Annotated in this window: 23 protein-coding genes; 14 read left to right on the forward strand and 9 right to left on the reverse strand. The window is 66.6% G+C overall.

The window, feature by feature from the left end:
* Nucleotides 1-62 precede the first annotated feature (62 nt).
* From LC066_RS10080 to LC066_RS10090, 3 genes are all read left to right on the forward strand, one after another.
* Nucleotides 63-1943, forward strand: a complete 1881-nt coding sequence (locus tag LC066_RS10080) for an ABC transporter ATP-binding protein (protein WP_224898431.1) — start codon at nt 63-65, stop codon at nt 1941-1943.
* Between the two features lie 53 nt (nt 1944-1996).
* On the forward strand, nt 1997-3229 hold the full coding sequence (locus LC066_RS10085) for a class I SAM-dependent RNA methyltransferase (protein WP_224898433.1): 1233 nt from the start codon (nt 1997-1999) through the stop codon (nt 3227-3229).
* Nucleotides 3230-3302: 73 nt separating this feature from the next.
* Nucleotides 3303-3791: a L,D-transpeptidase family protein gene (locus LC066_RS10090; RefSeq protein WP_224898435.1), complete on the forward strand. Its 489-nt coding sequence runs from the start codon at nt 3303-3305 to the stop codon at nt 3789-3791.
* Between the two features lie 102 nt (nt 3792-3893).
* On the opposite strand, the gene LC066_RS10095 is transcribed toward LC066_RS10090, so the two are convergent.
* Nucleotides 3894-4442: a CAP domain-containing protein gene (locus tag LC066_RS10095; RefSeq protein ID WP_222475853.1), complete on the reverse strand. Its 549-nt coding sequence runs from the start codon at nt 4440-4442 to the stop codon at nt 3894-3896.
* 180 nt (nt 4443-4622) lie between these two features.
* Here LC066_RS10095 and LC066_RS10100 point away from each other — a divergent pair, with 180 nt between their 5' ends.
* Together LC066_RS10100 and LC066_RS10105 are read left to right on the forward strand one after the other, a co-directional pair.
* Entirely contained in the window at nt 4623-5243 is a 621-nt protein-coding gene (locus LC066_RS10100; protein ID WP_222475855.1) for a L,D-transpeptidase, read from the forward strand.
* 146 nt (nt 5244-5389) lie between these two features.
* The gene (locus LC066_RS10105; protein ID WP_085889569.1) at nt 5390-5569 is read left to right on the forward strand and encodes a hypothetical protein; all 180 of its coding nucleotides are present in this window, start codon (nt 5390-5392) and stop codon (nt 5567-5569) included.
* Between the two features lie 127 nt (nt 5570-5696).
* On the opposite strand, the gene hemH is transcribed toward LC066_RS10105, so the two are convergent.
* The gene (gene hemH / locus LC066_RS10110; RefSeq protein ID WP_224898437.1) at nt 5697-6749 is read right to left on the reverse strand and encodes a ferrochelatase; all 1053 of its coding nucleotides are present in this window, start codon (nt 6747-6749) and stop codon (nt 5697-5699) included.
* Between the two features lie 90 nt (nt 6750-6839).
* On the reverse strand, nt 6840-7667 hold the full coding sequence (locus LC066_RS10115; RefSeq protein ID WP_224898439.1) for an SAM-dependent methyltransferase: 828 nt from the start codon (nt 7665-7667) through the stop codon (nt 6840-6842).
* Nucleotides 7668-7703: 36 nt separating this feature from the next.
* On the opposite strand from LC066_RS10115, the gene LC066_RS10120 reads away from it, so the two are divergent.
* From LC066_RS10120 to LC066_RS10135, 4 genes are read left to right on the forward strand one after another with little or no spacing between them, the layout of a single operon-like run.
* On the forward strand, nt 7704-8423 hold the full coding sequence (locus LC066_RS10120; RefSeq protein WP_224898441.1) for a ComF family protein: 720 nt from the start codon (nt 7704-7706) through the stop codon (nt 8421-8423).
* Between the two features lie 32 nt (nt 8424-8455).
* Complete coding sequence (gene grxC, locus LC066_RS10125) at nt 8456-8716, forward strand: glutaredoxin 3 (RefSeq protein ID WP_224898443.1); 261 nt, start codon at nt 8456-8458, stop codon at nt 8714-8716.
* Between the two features lie 4 nt (nt 8717-8720).
* Nucleotides 8721-9575: a carbon-nitrogen hydrolase family protein gene (locus LC066_RS10130; protein WP_224898445.1), complete on the forward strand. Its 855-nt coding sequence runs from the start codon at nt 8721-8723 to the stop codon at nt 9573-9575.
* A 6-nt stretch (nt 9576-9581) separates the two neighbouring features.
* Nucleotides 9582-10025 (forward strand): MarR family winged helix-turn-helix transcriptional regulator, encoded by a 444-nt coding sequence (locus LC066_RS10135; RefSeq protein WP_085889575.1) that lies wholly within the window; start codon nt 9582-9584, stop codon nt 10023-10025.
* Here the strand turns inward: LC066_RS10135 and LC066_RS10140 are convergent.
* Both LC066_RS10140 and ubiG read right to left on the reverse strand, forming a co-directional pair.
* Nucleotides 10022-11071 (reverse strand): sodium:calcium antiporter, encoded by a 1050-nt coding sequence (locus tag LC066_RS10140; RefSeq protein WP_222475877.1) that lies wholly within the window; start codon nt 11069-11071, stop codon nt 10022-10024. The genes LC066_RS10135 and LC066_RS10140 overlap by 4 nt on opposite strands.
* Before the next feature lie 81 nt (nt 11072-11152).
* On the reverse strand, nt 11153-11899 hold the full coding sequence (ubiG, locus tag LC066_RS10145; protein ID WP_222475885.1) for a bifunctional 2-polyprenyl-6-hydroxyphenol methylase/3-demethylubiquinol 3-O-methyltransferase UbiG: 747 nt from the start codon (nt 11897-11899) through the stop codon (nt 11153-11155).
* 51 nt (nt 11900-11950) lie between these two features.
* Here ubiG and pip point away from each other — a divergent pair, with 51 nt between their 5' ends.
* The 5 genes from pip to infB all read left to right on the forward strand — a co-directional run bounded on the left by pip (nt 11951) and on the right by infB (nt 18456).
* Nucleotides 11951-12919: a prolyl aminopeptidase gene (gene pip / locus LC066_RS10150; RefSeq protein WP_224898448.1), complete on the forward strand. Its 969-nt coding sequence runs from the start codon at nt 11951-11953 to the stop codon at nt 12917-12919.
* Between the two features lie 174 nt (nt 12920-13093).
* Nucleotides 13094-13684, forward strand: coding sequence for a ribosome maturation factor RimP (rimP, locus tag LC066_RS10155; protein ID WP_085889579.1), 591 nt, complete (start codon nt 13094-13096; stop codon nt 13682-13684).
* Between the two features lie 2 nt (nt 13685-13686).
* Complete coding sequence (nusA, locus tag LC066_RS10160; protein WP_222475889.1) at nt 13687-15315, forward strand: transcription termination factor NusA; 1629 nt, start codon at nt 13687-13689, stop codon at nt 15313-15315.
* Between the two features lie 22 nt (nt 15316-15337).
* Nucleotides 15338-15928 (forward strand): RNA-binding protein, encoded by a 591-nt coding sequence (locus tag LC066_RS10165; RefSeq protein ID WP_224898450.1) that lies wholly within the window; start codon nt 15338-15340, stop codon nt 15926-15928.
* Between the two features lie 44 nt (nt 15929-15972).
* Nucleotides 15973-18456 (forward strand): translation initiation factor IF-2, encoded by a 2484-nt coding sequence (infB, locus tag LC066_RS10170; protein ID WP_222475898.1) that lies wholly within the window; start codon nt 15973-15975, stop codon nt 18454-18456.
* Nucleotides 18457-18612: 156 nt separating this feature from the next.
* On the opposite strand, the gene LC066_RS10175 is transcribed toward infB, so the two are convergent.
* The 4 genes from LC066_RS10175 to LC066_RS10190 form a co-directional block, all read right to left on the reverse strand.
* Nucleotides 18613-18753 carry a hypothetical protein gene (locus LC066_RS10175; protein WP_222475900.1) on the reverse strand — a complete coding sequence of 47 codons (141 nt, stop codon included), beginning with the start codon at nt 18751-18753 and terminating at the stop codon, nt 18613-18615.
* Between the two features lie 311 nt (nt 18754-19064).
* Nucleotides 19065-19469 (reverse strand): (deoxy)nucleoside triphosphate pyrophosphohydrolase, encoded by a 405-nt coding sequence (locus LC066_RS10180; RefSeq protein WP_222475902.1) that lies wholly within the window; start codon nt 19467-19469, stop codon nt 19065-19067.
* Entirely contained in the window at nt 19466-20695 is a 1230-nt protein-coding gene (gene argJ / locus LC066_RS10185) for a bifunctional glutamate N-acetyltransferase/amino-acid acetyltransferase ArgJ (protein ID WP_224898452.1), read from the reverse strand. The genes LC066_RS10180 and argJ overlap by 4 nt, the downstream gene beginning before the upstream one ends.
* A 6-nt stretch (nt 20696-20701) precedes the next feature.
* Nucleotides 20702-21610 (reverse strand): peptidylprolyl isomerase, encoded by a 909-nt coding sequence (locus tag LC066_RS10190; RefSeq protein WP_224898454.1) that lies wholly within the window; start codon nt 21608-21610, stop codon nt 20702-20704.
* Nucleotides 21611-21620 lie beyond the last annotated feature (10 nt).

Here is a 21620-nt window from a genome sequence, read left to right on the forward strand (position 1 = left end):
TCCCACGCCGGCGCTTGAATCCCCCGATGCGCGCGGGGATAAGTAGGCGAAAGGGGCCCGACATGCTCAATATCAAGACCTGGCCTGCGAAACTGGTCGATCCCTATCGCCCGGCGAAGGGCGCGCCGCCCGACACCTTGCTGGCCTTCATGGGCTGGTGCCTGTCCGGCGCCTGGCCCGGCCTGGCCCTGGGTGCATTCCTGGCCGCGCTGTCGGGGGCGGCGGATGCCGGCACCGCCTGGATCCTGGGCGCGGTGGTCGACGGGGCGGAGGCCATGGGCCGCGAAGAGTTCTTCTCGGTCGCCAACCTGGCGCTTCTGCTGGGCGCGCTCGGCTTCTTCCTGATCGCGCGGCCGCTGTTCATGGGGCTGTCGACCGCGGCCACCTCGATGATCCTGCAGCCGAACCTCTTCTCGCTGGTGCTGAGCCGTGTGCATCGCTGGACCATGGGTCAGTCGGTGGTCTATTTCGACAACGATTTCGCCGGGCGCATCAGCCAGAAACAGATGCAGACCTCGCGCGCCATGACCGACGTGGCCTTCGAGGTCATCAACGTGGTGGCCTTCGCCCTGGCCACCCTGGCCGGGTCCATCGCGCTGATCATCTCGATCGACGGCTGGCTGGGGCTGATCTTCGTCCTCTGGCTGGCGGGCTATTTCGCCCTGATCCGCTTCTTCATGCCGCGCATCCGCGAACGTTCGGCCAAACGCGCCTCGGCCCGGGCCATGGTGTCGGGCGTGGTCGTGGACACGATCACCAACATCAAGACGGTGAAGCTGTTTGCCCATACCGAACATGAGGATCGCGCGGCGCTCGGGGCGTTGGAGAACTTCCGCCAGACGGCGCTGTCCTTTGGCCGCATCTCCACCGCCTTCCGGGCGCTTCTGACCATCATCGGCGGGCTGCTGCCCGTGCTGCTGGTCGGTGGCACGCTGATCTTCTGGTCGCGGGGCGCGGCCAGCGTGGGCGACATCGTGGCCTCCGGTGCCGTGGCGGTGCGGGTGGCGCAGATGACCGGCTGGGTCAGCTTCGCCCTGATGGGCATCTATGCCTCAGTGGGCGAGGTCGAGGATGGCATGCGCACCCTGGGCCGCCCGGTGCGGCTGCACGACAAGCCCGGCGCGACCGACCTGGTGGTGACCGAGGGCGAGATTCGGTTCGATCATGTGGGCTTTGCCTACGGGCAGGAAAAGGGTGGGGTGAAGGACCTCGACCTGGTGATCCGCCCGGGCGAGAAGTTGGGCATCGTGGGCGCCTCGGGGGCGGGCAAGTCGACGCTGGTCTCGCTGCTGCTGCGCCTCTACGACGCCGAAAAGGGCCGCATCCTGATCGACGGGCAGGACATCGCCGGTGTCACCCAGGACAGCCTGCGCCGCAATATCGCGCTGGTCACCCAGGACACCTCGATGTTCAACCGCTCGGCGCGGGAAAACATCCTCTACGGCCGTCCCGATGCCAGCGAGGATGAGCTGATGGAGGCTACCGACAAGGCCGAGGCGCATGCCTTCATCGAGGAGCTGACCGATTTCGAGGGGCGCACCGGCTACGACGCCCGGCTGGGCGAGCGGGGGGTGAAACTGTCGGGTGGGCAGCGGCAGCGGATCGCGCTGGCCCGTGCCATCCTGAAGGACGCCCCGATCCTGGTGCTGGACGAGGCGACGAGCGCCCTGGACAGCGAGGTCGAGGCGCAGATCCAGGAGGCGCTGGAAAACGTCATGCAGGGCAAGACGGTGCTGGCCATCGCGCACCGCCTGTCGACCATTTCCCACATGGACCGGATCGTGGTGCTGCATGACGGCGAAATCGCCGAGCTGGGCAGTCACCGCGAGCTGTTGCAGCAAGAGGGCCTGTATGCCCGCTACTGGGCGCGGCAGTCGGGCGGCTTCCTGGTGACCGAGGATGACGAGGCAGATCAGGCCCAGGGCGGCGCGGCTGCCGAGTGACCCTGCTGCGAAAGGGCTAGGCGAAGCGCCGCGCCTCATGTAGGAGCCGCGCCATGCAAGAGTTTCAGATCCAGCGACTGGGCCACCACGGCGACGGGATCGCCGCAGGCCCCACAGGCCCGATTTTCGCCCCCATGACCCTGCCCGGGGAACGGGTGACCGGCACGCTTTCGGGTGACCGGCTGGAGGGGGTGAAGATCCTCGAACCCGCCCCCGAACGGGTGGCGGCACCCTGCCGGCACTTCCGCTCCTGCGGGGGCTGCGCGGTGCAACACGCGGGCGACGATTACGTGGCGGCCTGGAAACGCGGGATCGTGGAAACCGCCCTGGCCGCCCAGGGGATCGAGGCAGAGATCGCGGGGGTCGAGACCTCGCCCGCGCAGTCCCGCCGCCGTGCGTCGCTCTCGGCGCGGCGCACGAAATCGGGGGCCATCGCGGGGTTTCACGGGCGTGCCTCGGGCGCCATCGTCGAGGTGCCCGATTGCAAGCTGCTGCACCCCGACCTGATGCGCGCCATCCCCGTGGCCGAGGCCCTGGCCGTGGCAGGCGGTGCCCGCAAGGGAGAGCTGTCGGTGCTGGCGACCCTGTCGGAAGCGGGCCTCGACATCTCGGTGAAGGGCGGCAAGGAACTGGATGAACCCCTGCGGCTGACACTGACCGAGGCGGCGCAGAAGCTCGACCTGGCGCGCCTGTCGTGGGAGGGCGAGCTGATCGTCACCCGCAACCCGCCGTTCCAGCGCTTTGGCCGCGCCCAGGTGGTGCCGCCGCCCGGGGCCTTCCTGCAGGCCACGCAGCACGGGCAGGACACGCTGCTGGCGCATGTGCTGGAGATCGTGAAGGGCGCCAAGAAGGTCGCGGATCTGTTCGCGGGCTGCGGCACCTTCGCCCTGCCGCTGTCGGAACGGGCCGAGGTGCTGGCGGTCGAGGGCGACCGGGCCATGACCGCCGCACTGGAAGACGGATGGCGCCGTGCCGGGGGGCTGCACGCCCTCAGCGCGATGCAGCGCGACCTGTTCCGCGATCCGCTGGAGGGCGAGGACCTGAAGGGCATCCAGGCCGCCGTGATCGACCCGCCGCGGGCCGGCGCCGAGGCGCAGGTGCGCGCCCTGGCCGAGGCCCGCATGCCGGTGATCGCCGCCGTCAGCTGCAACCCCGTGACCTTCGCCCGTGACGCGCGCCACCTGCTGGCCGCCGGCTACACGATGGGCCCGGTGACGGTGGTGGACCAGTTCCGCTGGTCGCCCCACGTGGAGGTCGTGGCCGGATTTTCGCTCAACAAGTCGTGATCGCCGCCTTGCCGCTTTTCGCGGCCCCATGCGGGCTGGTAGACTGGGGAAAACCCCGAAAACGAGCAGATCAATGAAAAGACGGGCAGTGCTTTCCCTGGTCCTGGCGGCAGTCGCCACGGCCTGTTCCAAGTTCCAGACCTACCGCGGGCCGGAGGTGACGCGCATCCACGTGCTGAAGGGTCAGCGGCGGATGTACCTGATGCATCACGACGAGGTGCTGAAGGCCTACGACATCGGCCTGGGCTTCGCCCCCGTGGGCCACAAGCAGTTCGAGGGCGACGGCAAGACGCCGGAGGGGGCCTATATCATCGACCGCCGGAACCCCAATTCCGAGTTCCACCTGTCGATCGGTGTTTCCTACCCGAACGAGGCCGACATGGCCTTCGCCGAGGAACAGGGGCGCAGCCCGGGGGGTGACATCTTCATCCACGGCAAGCCGCGCAAGTACCGCAACGCGCCGCAGGACTGGACGGCCGGCTGCATCTCCGTCTCCGACAAGGAGGTGGAGGAGATCTACGCCATGGTGGGCAACGGCACCCCGATCTACATCCACCCCTGACCCCGATCGGATCGTGGCATGTCATGCGACATGAAAAAGGGCGGCCCGCGGGCCGCCCTTTTCGTAACCACCTGATATGTCTTGGATTAACCGCCGATGCGGTTACTGAGCCATCGCCATTTCGGGGTTGCGGGCGCCCATGATGAGGGTCCACCAGATCTTGCCGTTGTTTTCCTGGTGCCAGGCAAAGCCCATGTCGGTGGCGCGTTTGGACAGCAGCACGCGGCGGGTGTCATCCTTGTCCATCCAGGCGGAAATCGTCTCCATCTCGGTTTCGTAGGTCTCCGAGATGTTCTCGCCGATCAGGCCGCCGGGGTAGCCCACGCGCTGCACCCGGTCGATGGGCGAGGAGCCGTCGGAGCCGAAGTGCCAGGGGCGGTTCTGGTTGGACATGTCGCGCGAATGGGTGGCGGCCGCGGCGGTCAGCTGCGGGTTCAGCTGCACCGGCGGGGCGCCGGCGGCGCTGCGCAGGGTGTTGACCGAATCCAGGACCTCGTAGGGGATCCGGTTCCGCGCATTGCCCGAGATCCGGTAGAGCTTGGGCAGGGGTTTGCCGTCGGCGGCCAGGGTCGTCGTGGGCTGCTGCGTGGTGGGGCTGACGCAGCCGGACAGGAAAAGCATGGCCGGCAGGAGAAGTAGAATGAAACGCATCGGGGCTCCGCCGAGTTAAGTAAAGCTAAGACCGCTTAGCGCGGCCGGGTGACCTTTTCAAACGCACATGCCCGTGAGGCGGTTCAATGACATGCGTTTGAATTGCGACTGCGGCAACTTCGCCATAAGGTGCCGCCGCAGGTCCGGCGCCATTTGGCCAGATCGGATACGGAGATGAAAATGACTTTCCCCAAATTTCCCACGCGGCGTGCCTTCTTTGCCGGCGGTGCCGCTGCCCTCGCCAGTCCCGCCCTCGGCCAGGTGGTCGGCGGCGGCGAATACGCGACCCCCTTCGAGAACTCGACGGAAGTGGAGCGTGACCCGAACGAGACCGCGCGCCGCAACATCTCGTCCTTCCGCTCGCTCGACTGGCGCCCCTATTTCGACAATACGCGCAACGGCGCCATCCTGGTGGATATCGACAGCCGTGCGCTGCACTTCTGGTCCGAGGACCAGTCGGTCTATCGCCTCTATCCCACCTCGGTGCCGCTGACCGAGGACCTGACCCGGCGCGGCCGCACCTCGGTCGTGCAGAAGGTGGAGAACCCGACCTGGCGCCCGACGCCTTCGATGAAGGAACGCAACCCCGAGTGGCCCGACGTGGTCGAAGGCGGCGCGCCGGATAACCCCTTGGGCGTGCGCGCTCTTTACCTCAGCTGGACCTACTACCGTATCCACGGCACCCACGACACGCGCAAGATCGGCCGCCGGTCCTCCAACGGCTGCATCGGACTCTACAACGAACACATCCTGGAGCTGTTCGACCTGTCGCAAGTGGGCACGCAAGTGTTGCTTATTTGACGACATTTCCGTGTGCGGGTTGGACCTTACGCATGTTGCCAATTGCATTTTGCGCCCCGGCCCGCGTATGACGGAATCACGAGGTAAGTCTTGGGTGCCGGTCGATCTATGTCTATTCGTCTGCCGGCCTTTATCTGGAGGATAAAATGAAAAAACTCGTTCTCGCCGCCGCTCTGGCCGCAGCCGCAACCACCGCTTCCGCTGGCGCCTACTCCGAGCCGGTCATCGAAGCTCCGGTTGTCGTCGAAGAAACCACCAGCTCGTCCGCCGGCATCATCCTGCCGCTGATCCTGCTGGCCGTGGTTGCTGCAGCCATCGCCGACTAATTCGGCAGGCGCATAGCAAACAAAGAAGGCGGTGGAGCAATCCACCGCCTTTTTTCATGTCTGCTGCCCAGATCCGGGGACGCCGGGCGTCGGGTGGGCAGGCCGCCATCGGCCCGCCCGGGGCCTGTCAGTCCAGCCAGCCCTGCAGGTTGCGCTCGATCTCGAAGGCCAGCGCGGCGATATGTTCCTCGTCGTCGTTCAGGCAGGGCACGTAGGTGAAGCTTTCGCCGCCCGCATGTTCGAAGCTCTCGCGGATCTCCTCGTTGATCTCCTCCAGCGTCTCGATGCAGTCGGCGGAGAAGGCGGGCGCGATCACGGCGATCTTCTTCTTGCCGGCCTCGGCCAGGCGCGCGACCTCTTCCACCGTGTAGGGCTGCAGCCAGTCCTCGGGGCCGAACTTCGACTGGAAGGTCGTGGTGATCTGCCCGTCGTCCCAGCCCAGCCGTTCCTTCAGCAGGCGCGTCGTCTTCACGCACTGGCAATGGTAGGGGTCCCCTTCGGTCAGGTAGCGGAACGGCAGGCCGTGGTAGGAACAGACCAGGATGTCGGGCTGGTCCTCCATTTCCGCGTACTTGCGTTCCACCGAAGCCGCCAGGGCCTCGATATAGGCGGGGCTGTCGAAGTAGGGCGGCAGGGTGCGGGTCGCCGGCTGCCACTTCTCCTCCATCAGGGCGCGGAAGAACTGGTCGTTGGCGGTGGCCGTCGTGGCGCCGGCGTACTGCGGGTAGAGGGGGCAGAACAGGATCTTGGTGCAACCCGCCTCGACCATCTTGCGCACCTTCGACCGGGTCGAGGGATTGCCGTAGCGCATGCAGAAATCGACCATCACCACCTCTTCGCCATAGCGTTCGGCCAGGGCGGCGGTCAGCGCGGCGGTCTGCGCCTTGGTGATCGTCATCAGGGGCGATTCGTCGTCTTCCGTGTTCCAGATCGTGCGGTAGGCCGCGCCGGATTTGAACGGGCGGATCGACAGGACGATGCCCTGCAGGATCGGCTGCCATTTCCATTTCGGATAGTCGATGACGCGCTGGTCGCTGAGGAACTCCGACAGGTAGCGGCGCATGGACCAGTAATCGGTGTTGTCCGGCGTGCCGAGGTTGGCCAACAGCACGCCCACCTTTTCCCGCGGGATGGCCGGGTGGCTGGCGGGGGCGTGGTCGGGGCGGGTGGCGTCGTCCATGGGGGCTCTCCTGGCAATGTCGTCCCCGGAGATAGAGGGTTCACGCCCCGGGTCAATGCGTCACGTCATCAGGCGCGGGCCGCTGCGCCGTCAGGATTTCAGCGGTGTCTCGGTGGTGCTCAGCGCCTCGGCCAGGGAGGCGCGGGCGGAACCGGGGCGCAGCGGTTGCTGCTGGCTTTCATGCGGGGCCCAGCCGGTCAGGGTGACCAGCTCGAAGGTGGCGGGCACGCGCCCCTCGGCGTCGCCATGGGTCTGCAGGTACAGCTCGACCGCGCGCATCATGACGGCCCGGCGCGTCGGGTGGCGCAGCCGGTCGTTCAGCGCGTTGCCCTCGCCCATGGCGCGCAGGTCCGCCAGCAGTTTCAGCGGCGAGGAATAATCGACCTGTACCGTGTCGCTGTCGGCCACCGGCAGGGCAAACCCCGCCCGTTGCAGCAGGCCGCCCATGTCGCGGATCTCTCCCATGGGGGCGATGCGCGGCGACAACCCGCCCGTCACCTCGACCTCGGCCTGGCCCAGGCAGGCGCGCAGCTCGGTCAGGGTCTGGCCGCCGAAGAAGACCGCCAGCATCAGCCCGTCGGGCCGCAGGGCGCGGCGGCACTGGATCAGTTGGCCGACCGGGTCGTTGGACCAGTGCAGATCGAAGACATGCATCACGAGGTCTGCGGATCCGGGTTCCACGTCCAGCACCTCCGCCGCGGGGATGATCCGCGGCGCGACCGGGAAGGGCGCGGTCAGGGCGCGCCAGTGGTCGGGGTAGGGCGTGACCAGCAGGGGATTGGTAAACTCTCTCTTAACCATCTCGACCCGATCCTGAAGGTCCAGCGCGGCGCGCTCGTGCAGGAAAAGGGCGTCTGCGGTGGCGCGGGCCCGGTTGCGGGCCAGGGCGTCGGTATCGGTGAGGATCGGATGGGTCATGCGCGACTAGATAGGAGCTTCGGCGGCGCTGTGCAAATGGCACTGCGCCTGATCTATCCGCCGCGCTGCCTGGGCTGCGGCGGGCTGGTCGAAAGCGACTTCGGTCTGTGCGGCCCGTGCTGGCGCGACACGCCCTTCATCGGGGGTCTGGCCTGCGATGGCTGCGGGCTGCCGCTGCCCGGCGGGCGGCCGGGCGAGGTGGCGCGCTGCGACGGCTGCCTGGCCGATCCGCCGCCCTGGGCGCAGGGGCGGGCGGTGATCCTGTATGAAGGGATGGGGCGGAAACTGGTGCTGGGGCTGAAGCATGGCGACCGGCATGACATCGCGGCCCCCGCATCCGCCTGGCTGGCCGAGGCGGCGGAGGGGATCGTGGCCCCCGGCACCGTCATCGCGCCGATCCCGCTGCACTGGCGGCGACGGGTGCGGCGCGGCTACAACCAGTCGGCCCTGCTGTCACGTGGACTGGCCCGCGCCCTGGCGGCGCATGCGGTGCTGGACCTGCCCGACCTGCTGGAACGCCCCCGCGCCACGCCCTCGCTGGACGGGCGGCAGCGGGCCGAGCGACGCGCGATCCTGGAGGGCGCGATCCGGGTCACGCCCCGGTACGCCGACAGGCTGGCGGGGCGCCCGGTGCTTCTGGTCGACGATGTCCTGACCTCGGGGGCGACCTTTTCGGCGGCAACCCGGGCCTGCCAGGCCGCCGGTGCCGCAACGGTTGCGGTTCTGGCACTGGCGCGGGTGGGCAAAGCACCTTAGGTTGGCGGCCGAACCGGATAACGGAGGCTCCCGTGCAGACCATTGAAATCTATACCAAGCCGACCTGCGGCTTCTGCCATGCCGCCAAGCGCCTGCTGACCAGCAAGGGCGCCGAATTCACCGAGATCGACATCGCCCAGCACCCGGAACGCCGGGGCGAGATGATCAGCCGCGCCTCGGGCGGGTCCACCGTGCCACAGATCTTCGTGGGTGAGATCCATGTCGGCGGCTGTGACGAGCTGATGGCGCTGGAACGTGCCGGCAAGCTCGACCCCCTTCTGGCAATGGAGTGATCCCGTGGCCGCGCCCGTCAAAGCCGCCCTTCTGCAGATCACCTCGACCGATCAGCCGCAGGACAACCTCGGCATGATCCGCGCCATGGTGGCCGAGGCCGCCGGCCAGGGCGCGGGGTTCGTGCTGACGCCGGAGGTGTCGAACTGCCTGTCCAATTCGCGTGCGCATCAGCGCGAGGTGCTGTGCATGCAGGACGACGACCCCGTGCTGGCAGGCCTGCGCGCCCAAGCGGCGGAGCTGGGCATCTGGCTTCTGATCGGCTCGCTCGGGCTGAAGACGGGCGAGGCGGACGGGCGGTTCGCCAACCGCTCCTTCCTGATCGACCCAAAGGGCGGGATCGCTGCCTGGTACGACAAGATCCATATGTTCGACGTGAACGTGGACGCCCATGAAACCTACCGCGAATCCGATGGTTACCGCCCCGGTGATCGCGCGGTGGTCGCCGCGACGCCCTTTGGCACGGTGGGGATGACCATCTGCTACGACGTACGCTTTCCCTACCTGCACCGGGCACTGGCCAAGGCCGGCGCGACGATCCTGACCGCGCCCGCCGCCTTCAGCCCCGTCACCGGCGCCGCCCATTGGGAGCCGCTGCAACGCGCCCGGGCGATCGAGACCGGCTGCTACGTGCTGGCGCCCGCGCAGACCGGGCTGCACACCCGCCCGGACCAGAAGGAACGCCGCACCCATGGTCATTCCATGGTGGTAGCGCCCTGGGGCGAGGTCCTGCTGGACATGGGCACCGAGACCGGCATCGGCTATGCCGAGATCGACCCCGCCGCCGTGACCAGTGCGCGCAAGCGGGTGCCGTCGCTGGGCCATGACCGGCCCTTCTCCCTCGATACTTCCGCGCTCTGAGGCCCCATGGACGGACCCAGGAATTCCCTCGCCATCGCGCTGTTCTCCGAGATCCTGGCGGTGGATCAGATGATCCGCAACCGCCTGTCCAAGGTGTTGCCCAAGGGGATGGAGCTGTCGCATTTCTCGGTGCTGAACCACCTGGCGCGGACCGGCACTGAACGCAGCCCGGCACAGCTGGCGCAGACGTTTCACGTGACGCGCGGCGCGATGACCAACACCCTGGGGAAGCTGGAATGGGCGGGCTACGTGCATATCCGGCCCGACTGGGATGATGCGCGGCGCAAGATGGTGGCGATCAGCCCCGCCGGGCGCCAGGCCCGCGATGCGGCGCTGACGGCGGTGGCGCCGCTGTTCGCCGGCATGCTGGACGAGATCCCCGAGGAAAAGGTGCGCGCCATGTTGCCCTTGCTGCGGGAACTGCGCGGCAAGCTCGACGACGAGCGTTAACCGCCGCCGCCGAAGGCCAGGACCTGTACCGCGATGGCGCCGGCGTAGATCAGCAGCAGGGCCGAGCTGTCAAACCCGATGCCCGCCGGTCCGCGCCGTTCGCGCACCACCAGCCCGCCGATCAGGATCGCCGTCATCAGCGACGAGGTGACCACCCAGAAATAGTCCTGGTTCGTGGCCGCGTGGTAGAGCGACCCGTCGCGATAGGCCATGTCCGACAGCGGCAGGAACAGCGTGTCGAAGGTGTTGCCGCCGATGATCCCGCCCACGGCCAGCTGCAGCGCACCGCGCCGCACGGCGGCCAGCGTCGTCACCAGTTCCGGCAGGGAGGTCGCCACGGCGGTCATCAGCGCCCCGACGAGGGAGGCCGACAGACCCAGCGTGTCGGTGATGGCCGAGCCGGTCTGCCCGATCCCGTAGCCCGCCACGCCCATGATGAGCATCAGCACGCCGAATTCGCCGTAAAGACGCAGGTTCGATTTGCGCGCCGTCTGTTCGTCCTCTTCCTCCGGGGCGTCCGTGCGGGTGTGGCGCGTGTGCACCGGCGTCCACATCGGCGTTTCCTGCACCGTTTTCGACACGAAAAGGCCCGCGATGTAGAGGGTGGGGATCAGGAAGGAAACGGGGTGGATCGACAGCCAGGTCACCTCCGGCGTGACCAGCGCGCCGAGTGGCAGAAGCAGCAGGAAGATCAGCAGGATACCCTGGAAGAGGTTGGTCAGCTCGGCGGCGGCATGTTCCAGGTTGGCGCGGCGGAAGGCCATGTCGGCCAGCGCCAGGAAGGCCGTCTGCGCGGCGATGCCCCCGATGGAGTTGGAAAACGCCAGAGAGGCGCGCCCTTCCATCGCGGCGGAGATCGACACGATGGTCCCCGAAAGGGAGGTCGCGGCGCCCAGGATGACGCCGCCCACGATCGCCTCGCCCAGCCCGGTGCGGTCGGCGATCCGGTCAGCGTAGTCGGTCATCCGCACGCCCACCAGGGCGATCACCACGGCGAAACCGGCGAAGAGGGCCAGCACGACGGCTGGGGGAAGATCAGCGAACATCGGCGGCCTGGATCGGGGGAACGGGGCAGGGGCAGGACTGTGTCATCGCAGCCTCAACGCCCCCTGCGCCCGCCGGTTCCCTCATTCCGGCCGCAGCGCGGCGGTGACGTAGTTCACCGACAGATCCCGAGCGGAGATCGACCATTGCCAGCTGACCGGGTTGAAGACGTAGCCCTTGCGGTCCACGGGGGTCATGCCGGCCTTACGGATCAGCTCGTACAGCTCATCGGGGGTGATGAACTTGGCCCATTCATGGGTGCCCTTGGGCAGCCAGCGCATGACCCATTCGGCTCCCACGATGGCCATGGCAAAGCTTTTCGCGTTGCGGTTGATGGTCGAGCACAGGTGCAGGCCGCCCGGCTTCAACAGATCGTGACAGGCGGTCAGATAGGCCAGCGGATCGGAGACATGCTCGACCACTTCCATGTTCAGCACCACGTCGAATTTCTCACCGGCCGCCGCCATCGCCTCGGCAGTGTCGTGGCGATAGTCGATCTGCAGGCCCGACTGTTCGGCGTGGGTCTGGGCCACAGGGATGTTGCGCGGGGCGGCATCGACGCCCACCACCTCGGCGCCAAGCCGCGCCATGGGTTCGCACAGAAGCCCGCCGCCACAGCCGATGTCCAGCAACCGCAGGCCGGCAAAGGGTTTTTCCTGGCCCAGGTCACGATCGAATTCCGCGGCGATCTGGCGGGTGATGTAGTCCAGCCGCACCGGGTTCATCATGTGCAGCGGTTTGAACTTTCCGGTGGGGTCCCACCATTCGGCCGCCATGGCTTCGAACTTGGCGACTTCCGCGGCGTCCACGGTTGTGTTGTCGGTTTGCATTCCGCGCTCCTTGGGGTCATGGTGGCTTAACCCCTCTTATATGGGACGGAGATGGATAGAAACTCGGGTCAAAAGAGCGCAAGCCAGATGTTGTACCCGCCCGTGGATCCCTTCGATCAGCGGATGCTGACGGTGGGCGAGGGGCATGACATCTATGTCGAGCAATCCGGCAACCCGAAGGGCCTTCCGGCCATCGTCCTGCACGGTGGACCCGGGGGCGGCTGTTCCCCCGCCATGCGGCGCTATTTCGATCCCGACCGCTATCGCATCATCCTGTTCGATCAGCGCGGCTGCGGCCGCTCGCGCCCCTTCGCCAGCGTGGAGCACAACACCACCTGGCACCTGGTCCGCGACATCGAAAAGATCCGCGAGACCCTGGGCATTGACCAGTGGTGTGTCTTCGGCGGGTCCTGGGGCGCCACGCTGGCGCTGATCTACGCCGAAACCCACCCCGACCGCGTGCTGCACCTGGCGCTGCGCGGGGTTTTCACCATGACCCGGGCCGAGCTGGACTGGTTCTATGGCGGTGGCGCCGGGCATTTCTGGCCGGAAACCTGGGCCCGCTTCATCGAACCGATCCCCGAGGAGGAACGCGACGACCTGATCGCCGCCTATGCCCGGCGGCTGTTCACCGGCGACCCGACCGAGGAGGTGCGGTTCGCCAAGGCCTGGTCGTCGTGGGAGAATGCGCTGGCCTCGGTCGCCAGCAACGGCGTCGGCGGGGAACCCCCGGGGCAGTATGCTCGGGCCTTCGCGCGGCTGGAAAACCACTACTTCACCCACCTGGGCTGGATGGACGAGGGGCAGATCCTGCGCGACATCGGCCGCATCGCCCATATCCCCGGCGACATCGTGCAGGGCCGGCTGGACATGATCTGTCCGCCGCGCACGGCCTGGGCGGTGGCGCGGGCATGGGACAAGGCGGATCTGCACATGGTCCCGAACGCGGGGCACGCCCTGTCGGAGCCGGGGATCACCGCGAAACTGGTGCAGGTGATGGACCGCGTGGCGCGGGGCTGAGCGGGCTGAAACGCAGCAGGGCTTGCGATTCGCCGCGTTGAGGCGTATATGCCCCTCAACAGCGGCGCGTCGGACCCTCTGGGATCGACACTCCACCGGATTTTCGACGGGCCGCGCGCCCGTTTTTTTGTGCCCCGATGGCCCCCACGCCTGACGGCCCCGACCCGGATGAGTATGACCGATCTAATCGCAAAAACCGCCATCGACCGCCGCCTGGCAGAGATCGTGGGCCCCGTGATCGAGGACCTCGGTTTCGAGCTGGTGCGCATCCGCGTGATGGGTGGCACCAAGAACACCAAGACCGTGCAGATCATGGCCGAACGGCCTGACGGCGGGATCGAGGTGGACGAGTGCGCCGAGATTTCCAACGCGGTCTCCGCCGTGCTGGATGTCGAGGACCCGATCACCGACATGTACAACCTCGAGGTCAGCTCCCCCGGTATCGACCGGCCGCTGACCCGGCTGAAGGACTTCGAGGCCTACGAAGGCTACGAAGCCAAGGTCGAAACCGCCGAGCTGATCGATGGCCGCAAGCGGTTCCGCGGCATCCTGGCCGGGATCGAGGACAACGACGTGCTGATCAACATCGAGGATCAGGGCGAAGAGATCACCGTGGGTCTGAACTATGACTGGCTGGCGGATGCCAAGCTGGTCATGACCGACGAGCTGGTCAAGGAAATGCTGAAGGCCCGGAAAGCCGCCGGCGTGTTGAACGAAGAGACTTTCGACGAGATCGAGACCGATCCGGGTTCCCAGGAGGACTGATTATGGCGATTACCTCTGCCAACCAGCTTGAACTGCTGCAAACCGCCGAGGCGGTTGCGCGCGAGAAGATGATCGACCCCGGTCTCGTGGTCGAGGCGATGGAAGAGTCGCTGGCCCGGGCTGCCAAGAGCCGCTACGGCTCGGAGATGGACATCCGCGTGTCCATCGACCGCAAGACCGGCCGCGCCACCTTCACCCGCGTGCGCACCGTGGTCGAGGACGAGGAGCTGGAGAACTACCAGGCCGAGATGACCGTCCAGCAGGCCAAGCAGTACATGGCCGACCCGCAGATTGGCGACACCTACGTCGAAGAGATCCCGCCGGTCGAAATGGGCCGGATCGCCGCCCAGTCGGCCAAGCAGGTGATCCTGCAGAAGGTCCGCGAAGCGGAGCGGGATCGTCAGTACGAGGAATTCCAGGATCGCGTCGGCACGATCATCAACGGCGTGGTCAAGCGCGAGGAATACGGCAACGTCATCGTCGACGTGGGTCGGGGCGAAGCCATCCTGCGCCGCAACGAGAAAATCGGCCGCGAGGCCTACCGCCCGAACGACCGCATCCGCTGCTACATCAAGGATGTGCGCCGCGAGACCCGCGGCCCGCAGATCTTCCTTTCCCGCACCGACCCGCAGTTCATGGCCGAGCTGTTCAAGATGGAAGTGCCCGAGATCTACGACGGCATCATCGAGATCAAGGCCGTGGCCCGGGATCCCGGTTCGCGTGCCAAGATCGGTGTGATTTCGCATGACGGGTCGATCGACCCGGTCGGCGCCTGTGTCGGTATGCGCGGTTCGCGCGTGCAGGCCGTGGTGAACGAGCTGCAGGGCGAGAAGATCGACATCATCCCCTGGTCCGAAGACATGCCCACCTTCCTGGTGAACGCGCTGCAACCGGCCGAGGTGACCAAGGTCGTCCTCGACGAGGAAGCTGAGCGTATCGAGGTCGTGGTGCCGGAAGAGCAGCTGTCCCTGGCCATCGGCCGTCGCGGCCAGAACGTGCGCCTGGCGTCGCAGCTGACCGGTCTGGACATCGACATCATGACGGAGGAGGAGGAATCCGCCCGCCGTCAGAAGGAATTCGAGGATCGCACCAAGCTGTTCATGGACACGCTGGACCTGGACGAGTTCTTTGCCCAGCTCCTGGTGTCCGAAGGCTTCACCAACCTCGAAGAGGTCGCTTACGTCGAGATCGACGAACTGCTGGTGATCGACGGGGTGGACGAGGACACGGCCAACGAACTGCAGGCCCGGGCCCGCGACGTGCTGGAAGCCCAGGCCAAGGCGGCCCTGGACCACGCCCGCGAGATGGGTGCCGAGGACAGCCTTATTGAATTCGACGGCCTGACCCCCCAGATGGTGGAGGTGCTGGCGGAAGACGGCATCAAGACGCTGGAAGATTTCGCCACCTGTGCCGACTGGGAACTGGCTGGCGGCTGGACCACTGTCGACGGCGAACGCCAGAAGGACGACGGCCTTCTGGAGAAATTCGAGGTTTCCCTCGAAGAGGCCCAGCAACTGGTGATGACCGCCCGCGTCCTGCTGGGCTGGGTCGATCCGGCCGAGCTTGAACCGGACGAGGAAGAGATCGAAGACGGCGAAGAGGCCGACGGCGAAGAACAGGCCGAAGGCTGAGACCGGGAACGGAGACGCGCCGATGAGCCGTGGTGGCAAGACCAAGGCCCGCGAGGACGGACCGGAACGCAAGTGCATCGTCACTGGCGAGGTGCAGCCCAAGGCCGGGCTGATGCGTTTCGTCGTCGGGCCCGAGGACCAGGTGGTCCCGGACGTGGCGGAGAAACTGCCCGGCCGGGGCATCTGGGTCACCTCGGATCGCGAGGCGATCGACACGGCCGCGAAGAAGAAACTCTTCTCGCGGTCGGCCAAGCAACAGGTGACCGTGCCCGACAATCTGTCGGACATGGTCGAAACCCTTCTGGCGAAACGCGTGTGCGAGCTTCTGGCTCTGGCGCGCAAGTCCGGTGACGCGGTCGCGGGCTACGAGAAGGTGAAGGATATGCTGGCGAAGGAAGAGGCAACTGCCCTCATCCAGGCCTGCGACGGGTCGACCCGAGGCAAGACCAAACTGTCGACCCCCCACCGGGGCAATTACATCGGCTGGCTCACCGCAAGTGAGCTGGGCTTGGCCTTCGGACGGGAAACTGTCATACACGCCGCCTTAGGAACTGGCGGTTTGAGCAAACGTGTTGTAGAGGAGGCCGCAAGACTGCGAGGTCTGCGTGCCTGACGCATGAGGCGGGAGGGTCCCGCCTGAAAGGAAGATTGGCCAATATGAGCGACAACGACGGTAAAAAGACTCTGGGTGTTCGAGGCGGCGGTCCCCGTGCGGGGAACGTGAAGCAGAGCTTCAGCCACGGCCGCACCAAGAACGTCGAAGTGGTGACGAAGCGCAAACGCGTTGTCGTGCCCAAGCCGGGCTCGGGCAAATCTGGTGGCAACCCGGCACTGGGCGATCCCAACAAGCGGCCAAAGGGCATCACCGATGCCGAAATGGAACGCCGCCTGAAGGCCGTGGCCGCCGCCAAAGCGCGTGAGGCCGAAGACGCCGAACGCCGCGCCCGCGAGGAAAAGGAACGCGAGGAAGAGCGCCAGCGCCGCCGTGAAGAGGCGGAGCAGAAAGAGCGTGAAGCCCGCGAAGCCGAGGAAAAAGCCAAGGCCAAGGCCGCGGAAGAAGAGCGCAAGCGCACCGAGGAGGCCGAGGCCGCCAAGCGTGCTGCCGCTGCTGCCTCCGCGCCGGCTGCTGCTCCGGCTGGCGACGATGCCGGTCGCGCGCCCAAGGGCCGCGCCAAGCCCGCGACCCCCGAACGCACCGACCGCGACGATCGCGGCGGCCGCAACAAGGGTCGCGACGATGGCCGTCGTTCCGGGAAACTGACGCTGAATCAGGCGCTTCGCGGTGGCGAAGGTGGCCGTCAGAAATCCATGGCCGCGATGAAGCGGAAGCAGGAGCGCGCCCGTCAGAAAGCCATGGGCGGCAACGTTTCCCGTGAGAAGGTGGTGCGTGACGTGCAGCTGCCCGAGACCATCGTGGTGTCGGAACTGGCGAACCGCATGGCTGAACGCGTCGCCGACGTGGTGAAGGCTCTCATGCAGAACGGCATGATGGTGACCCAGAACCAGACCATCGACGCCGATACCGCCGAACTGATCATCGAGGAATTCGGCCACAAGGTGCAGCGGGTTTCCGATGCCGACGTCGAGGATGTCATCCAGTCGGTCGAGGACAAGCCCGAGGATCTGCAGGGTCGTCCCCCGGTCATCACGATCATGGGCCACGTCGACCACGGCAAGACCTCGCTGCTGGACGCGATCCGCAACGCGAAGGTGGTGGCTGGCGAAGCCGGCGGCATCACCCAGCACATCGGTGCCTACCAGGTGACGACCGACAGCGGCGCTGTCCTGTCGTTCCTCGACACGCCCGGCCACGCGGCCTTCACCTCCATGCGCTCCCGCGGCGCCCAGGTGACGGACATCGTGGTGCTGGTGGTGGCAGCAGATGATTCGGTCATGCCGCAGACCATCGAGGCCATCAACCACGCGAAAGCGGCCGGCGTGCCGATGATCGTGGCGATCAACAAGTGCGACAAGCCCGCCGCCGACGCCGACAAGGTGCGCGCCGAACTGCTGCAGCACGAGGTGATCGTCGAGAAGATGTCGGGTGACGTGCAGGACGTGGAAGTCTCCGCGCTGACCGGTCAGGGCCTGGATGAACTGCTGGAAGCCATCGCGCTGCAGTCCGAGATCCTGGAACTGAAGGCGAACCCGAACCGGGCCGCCGAAGGCGCAGTGATCGAGGCCCAGCTGGACGTGGGCCGTGGCCCCGTTGCCACCGTGCTGGTCCAGAAGGGTACCCTGCATCGCGGCGACATCTTCGTCGTCGGCGAACAGTACGGCAAGGTCCGCGCCCTGGTGAACGACAAGGGCGAGCGCGTCGAGGAGGCCGGCCCGTCCGTGCCCGTCGAGGTGCTGGGCCTGAACGGCACGCCCGAAGCGGGTGACGTCCTCAACGTGGTCGAGACCGAGGCCCAGGCCCGCGAGATCGCCGAGTACCGTCACAACGTGGCCAAGGAGAAATCCGCGGTCATCGGCGCCGGCACCACGCTGGAACAGCTGATGGCGAAGGCCAAGGCGGACGAGAACGTGTCCGAACTGCCGGTCATCGTGAAGGCCGACGTGCAGGGCTCTGCCGAGGCGATTGTCCAGGCGCTGGAAAAGGTCGGCAACGACGAGGTCCGCGTGCGGGTCATCCACTACGGCGTCGGTGCCATCACCGAAACCGACGTGGGCCTGGCCGAAGCCTCCGGTTGCCCGGTGATCGGGTTCAACGTCCGGGCCAACGCCCCGGCGCGGAACTCGGCCAACCAGAAGGGCGTCGAGATCCGCTACTACAGCGTGATCTACGACCTGGTGGATGACGTGAAAGCGGCGGCCTCGGGCCTGCTGTCGAACGAGATCCGCGAGAACTTCATCGGCTACGCGTCCATCAAGGAGGTCTTCAAGGTCTCCAACGTGGGTAAGGTCGCCGGCTGCCTGGTCACCGAAGGTGTGGCCCGCCGCTCCGCAGGCGTCCGCCTGCTGCGCGACGACGTGGTGATCCACGAGGGCACGCTGAAGACCCTGAAGCGTTTCAAGGACGAGGTGTCGGAAGTCATCTCGGGCCAGGAATGCGGCATGGCCTTCGAGAACTACGACGACATCCGCCCCGGCGATGTCATCGAGATCTTCGAGCGCGAGGAGGTCGAGCGGAAGCTCTGATCGCCCGTCCCGGAACAGACGAAAGGCCGGTCCCTCGCGGGGCCGGCCTTTTTCTTTGTCTGGGATGGGGCGTTCGGGGGCTGACCCCGCCGCCGAAAACGAAAAGGCAGCCCGAAGGCTGCCCTGACGCTATTCAATTCGGCCGTGCCGGGATGTTCAGGCGGCAGCGTCCTGGCTCACCGGGGAGCCGGTGAACAGTTGCTGGCCGACGCGAACTTCGACCTTGCCGTTCGGCAGTGCGCGCACGAAGGTGCCCTGAACGGAGACGCACGTGCCAAGAGTAATGGTCTTCAGCATGGTAGGAACCCCTTCCCCACAAACGTTGTAGCTCCTTTATACCTTATGCGGCGTTCTCAGATCATCTAAAAATTACGCTTCCTTAACAAAACCGTCTCACTTTTCGTCCAGAACTCCGCCGCGGCGCAGAAATTTCTCCGCGACGCAGAAGTATGACTTGTGCGTATGGTCGTGGTGTGCGCCCCGAAAATCGGCACAAACCGTTGACTCGTCTATGAAATGGGCAGAGATAACCCTATGGTGGATATGGTAACTATTGCACACGCATAGAGGGAGGCGGCGATAGGGCGCCGATCGCGGCGGTGATTCGCCTAGAGCCAGTCGCGCAGGATGGGCAGCAGGGGCACATCCGCGGGGGGCATCTCGTAGTTGCGCAACTCATTGCCACGCGCCCAGGCGAGGGTCTGGCCCTCCTGGGGCTGCGGCGTGCCCTCCCAGCGTCGGCAGGCGAACAGCGGCATCAGCAGGTGGAAATCGTCATAGGCGTGGCTGGCGAAGGTCAGCGGTGCCAGGCAGGACGACCAGGTGTCGATGCCCAGCTCCTCCTTCAGCTCGCGGATCAGCGCGGCCTCGGGGCTTTCGCCCGGCTCGACCTTGCCGCCCGGGAACTCCCACAGGCCGGCCATGGACTTGCCCTCCGGGCGCTGCGCCAGCAGCACCCGGCCGTCCACGTCGATCAGGGCGACGGCGGAGACGAGAATGATCTTCTTGGTCACGACCGGTAATCCGCGTTGATCGAGATGTAGCCGTGGGTCAGGTCGCAGGTCCAGACGGTGGCGGTTCCGCCGCCGAGGCCCAGGTCGACCGAAATGGCGATCTCCTGTTCTTTCATGATCGCGGCGCCCTGTTCCTCGCGGTAGTCGGGCGAGACCCAGCCGTTCTCGGCCACCAGGACATCGCCGAAGCGGATGGTCAGCAGGTCGCGGTCGGCAGCGGCGCCGGATTTGCCGATCGCCATGACGACACGGCCCCAGTTCGGGTCCTCGCCGGCGACGGCGGTCTTGATCAGCGGCGAATTGGCGATGGCCATGGCGTGCACCTTGGCGTCTTCGTCCGAGGCCGCGCCGGAGACGTGGATCTCGACGAACTTCGTCGCCCCTTCACCGTCCTTCACCACCTGGTGGGCGAGGTCCAGCATCACGCCGCGCAGCGCCTCGATGAAGGCGGTGTTTTCCGGGCCGACCTCGGCGCCCGAGGCGCCGGTGGCGGCCAGCAGTAGCGTGTCGGAGGTCGAGGTGTCGCTGTCCACGGTGATGCAGTTGAAGGTCACGTCGGTCAGCGCCGACAGCATGTCCTGCAGAACGGACCGTTCCACCTTCGCATCGGTGAAGATGTAGACCAGCATCGTCGCCATGTCCGGCGCGATCATGCCCGAGCCCTTGGCGATGCCCGCGATCTTCACCGGCTTGCCGTCCACCATCACCTCGGTCGAGGCGCCCTTGGGGAAGGTGTCGGTGGTCATGATGGCGCGGGCCGCGCCCTCGATCCCGGTGGCCGAGAGGCTGCCGGCCAGCTCATCCAGCTTGGCGGTGATGCGGGCGTGAGGCAGGGGTTCACCGATGACCCCGGTGGAGGAGGAGAAAACGCGCGCCTCCTCCAGCCCCAGTGCCTTCGCCGCGGCGGAGGTGACCGCGCGGGTCGCCTCGATGCCGTTCTTGCCGGTGAAGGCGTTGGAGTTGCCCGAGTTGACGACGATGGCCGCCGGGCCGTCTCCGTCCTGGCCGATCTTGTCCTGGCAATCCAGGACCGGGGCCGAACGGGTCTTCGAACGGGTGAAGACGCCGGCCATCGTGGTGCCGGCGTCGAGGGCGGCAAGCATCACGTCCGTGCGCCCCTGGTATTTCACGCCCGCCGCTGCCGTGGCAAAGCGCACCCCGTCGATGACGGGCAGTGCGGGGAAGGCGGCCGGAGCCAGGGGAGAGGTCGGATACTTGCCTGCCATGCGGTGTTACTCCTGCATTTCCATGTAGAGCGGCATCATGGCCTGGTTGCCCAGGTCCAGTTCGCCAAGTTCGGCAATGGATGCATCGGAGTTTGCGGTCAGCTCGTCAAGATAGGCCGCGCTCTCGCTCTGCTGAAGTTCCGCGGTGAGTTCCTGGCGCACCTCGTCCAGCGAGGGCTTGCGCTGGCGGGTTTCCTCCAGCTTGATCACGTGCCAGCCGAACTGGGTCTGCACCGGCGCGGACACCTCGCCCGGCTCCATCGCTTCGACGGCCTGGCTGAATTCGGCGACCATGCGGTCCGGGGTGAACCAGCCCAGGTCACCACCGTTGGGGCCCGACGGGCCGGTGGATTCGTCGCGCGCCAGCTGGGCGAACTCGGCGCCGCCGTCCAGCTGCTCGATGATGGCCTGTGCCTCTTCCTCGGTTTCGACCAGAATATGGGCAGCGTGGTATTCGACGGGGCCGGAGGCATCGTCGGGGTAGGCCTCGTCATAGGCGGCCTGGATGCGCTCATCCGTCAGGGTCTCGTTCAGGTGCTGCATCATGGCGTCGGTGGCCACGATCCGGCGTTCGGTGTTGTCCAGCATGTAGCGCGTGGCGGCGGGGGTCTCGCCGTCGAACTGCTGGCTCAGCTCTTCCTGCTGGATCAGCTGTTGCAGCAGAGGGCCGGCGATCTGCGCCATGGGCATCTGGTTATAAGGCTGCGGGGCCTCCATGTGGGCTGCCACGACATGACCCAGGGTGATCTCGGTCTCGCCGACGCGGGCCAGCACGGTGTCCAGGGCCAGCGGGCCTTCGACGGTGAAGGTCTCCATCTCCGGTGCGGTGGTTTCCGTTGCGGCAGTGTCCTGCGCCAGCAGGGGGGCCGGAACCGAAAGGGCCAGCAGGGCGGCGAGGGTGAGACGGTGCAACATGGATTTTCCT

This window comes from Pseudooceanicola marinus, from assembly GCF_020177265.1.
In the GTDB taxonomy this organism is placed as follows: domain Bacteria; phylum Pseudomonadota; class Alphaproteobacteria; order Rhodobacterales; family Rhodobacteraceae; genus Pseudooceanicola; species Pseudooceanicola marinus_A.

Coding starts and splice junctions, on each gene's coding strand:
- LC066_RS10080 (WP_224898431.1), top strand. CDS start 63: ATGCTCAATATCAAGACCTGGCCTGCGAAACTGGTCGATCCCTATCGC.
- LC066_RS10085 (WP_224898433.1), top strand. CDS start 1,997: ATGCAAGAGTTTCAGATCCAGCGACTGGGCCACCACGGCGACGGGATC.
- LC066_RS10090 (WP_224898435.1), top strand. CDS start 3,303: ATGAAAAGACGGGCAGTGCTTTCCCTGGTCCTGGCGGCAGTCGCCACG.
- LC066_RS10095 (WP_222475853.1), bottom strand. CDS start 4,442: ATGCGTTTCATTCTACTTCTCCTGCCGGCCATGCTTTTCCTGTCCGGC.
- LC066_RS10100 (WP_222475855.1), top strand. CDS start 4,623: ATGACTTTCCCCAAATTTCCCACGCGGCGTGCCTTCTTTGCCGGCGGT.
- LC066_RS10105 (WP_085889569.1), top strand. CDS start 5,390: ATGAAAAAACTCGTTCTCGCCGCCGCTCTGGCCGCAGCCGCAACCACC.
- hemH (WP_224898437.1), bottom strand. CDS start 6,749: ATGGACGACGCCACCCGCCCCGACCACGCCCCCGCCAGCCACCCGGCC.
- LC066_RS10115 (WP_224898439.1), bottom strand. CDS start 7,667: ATGACCCATCCGATCCTCACCGATACCGACGCCCTGGCCCGCAACCGG.
- LC066_RS10120 (WP_224898441.1), top strand. CDS start 7,704: ATGGCACTGCGCCTGATCTATCCGCCGCGCTGCCTGGGCTGCGGCGGG.
- LC066_RS10135 (WP_085889575.1), top strand. CDS start 9,582: ATGGACGGACCCAGGAATTCCCTCGCCATCGCGCTGTTCTCCGAGATC.
- LC066_RS10140 (WP_222475877.1), bottom strand. CDS start 11,071: ATGTTCGCTGATCTTCCCCCAGCCGTCGTGCTGGCCCTCTTCGCCGGT.
- ubiG (WP_222475885.1), bottom strand. CDS start 11,899: ATGCAAACCGACAACACAACCGTGGACGCCGCGGAAGTCGCCAAGTTC.
- pip (WP_224898448.1), top strand. CDS start 11,951: ATGGATAGAAACTCGGGTCAAAAGAGCGCAAGCCAGATGTTGTACCCG.
- rimP (WP_085889579.1), top strand. CDS start 13,094: ATGACCGATCTAATCGCAAAAACCGCCATCGACCGCCGCCTGGCAGAG.
- nusA (WP_222475889.1), top strand. CDS start 13,687: ATGGCGATTACCTCTGCCAACCAGCTTGAACTGCTGCAAACCGCCGAG.
- LC066_RS10165 (WP_224898450.1), top strand. CDS start 15,338: ATGAGCCGTGGTGGCAAGACCAAGGCCCGCGAGGACGGACCGGAACGC.
- infB (WP_222475898.1), top strand. CDS start 15,973: ATGAGCGACAACGACGGTAAAAAGACTCTGGGTGTTCGAGGCGGCGGT.
- LC066_RS10175 (WP_222475900.1), bottom strand. CDS start 18,753: ATGCTGAAGACCATTACTCTTGGCACGTGCGTCTCCGTTCAGGGCACC.
- argJ (WP_224898452.1), bottom strand. CDS start 20,695: ATGGCAGGCAAGTATCCGACCTCTCCCCTGGCTCCGGCCGCCTTCCCC.
- LC066_RS10190 (WP_224898454.1), bottom strand. CDS start 21,610: ATGTTGCACCGTCTCACCCTCGCCGCCCTGCTGGCCCTTTCGGTTCCG.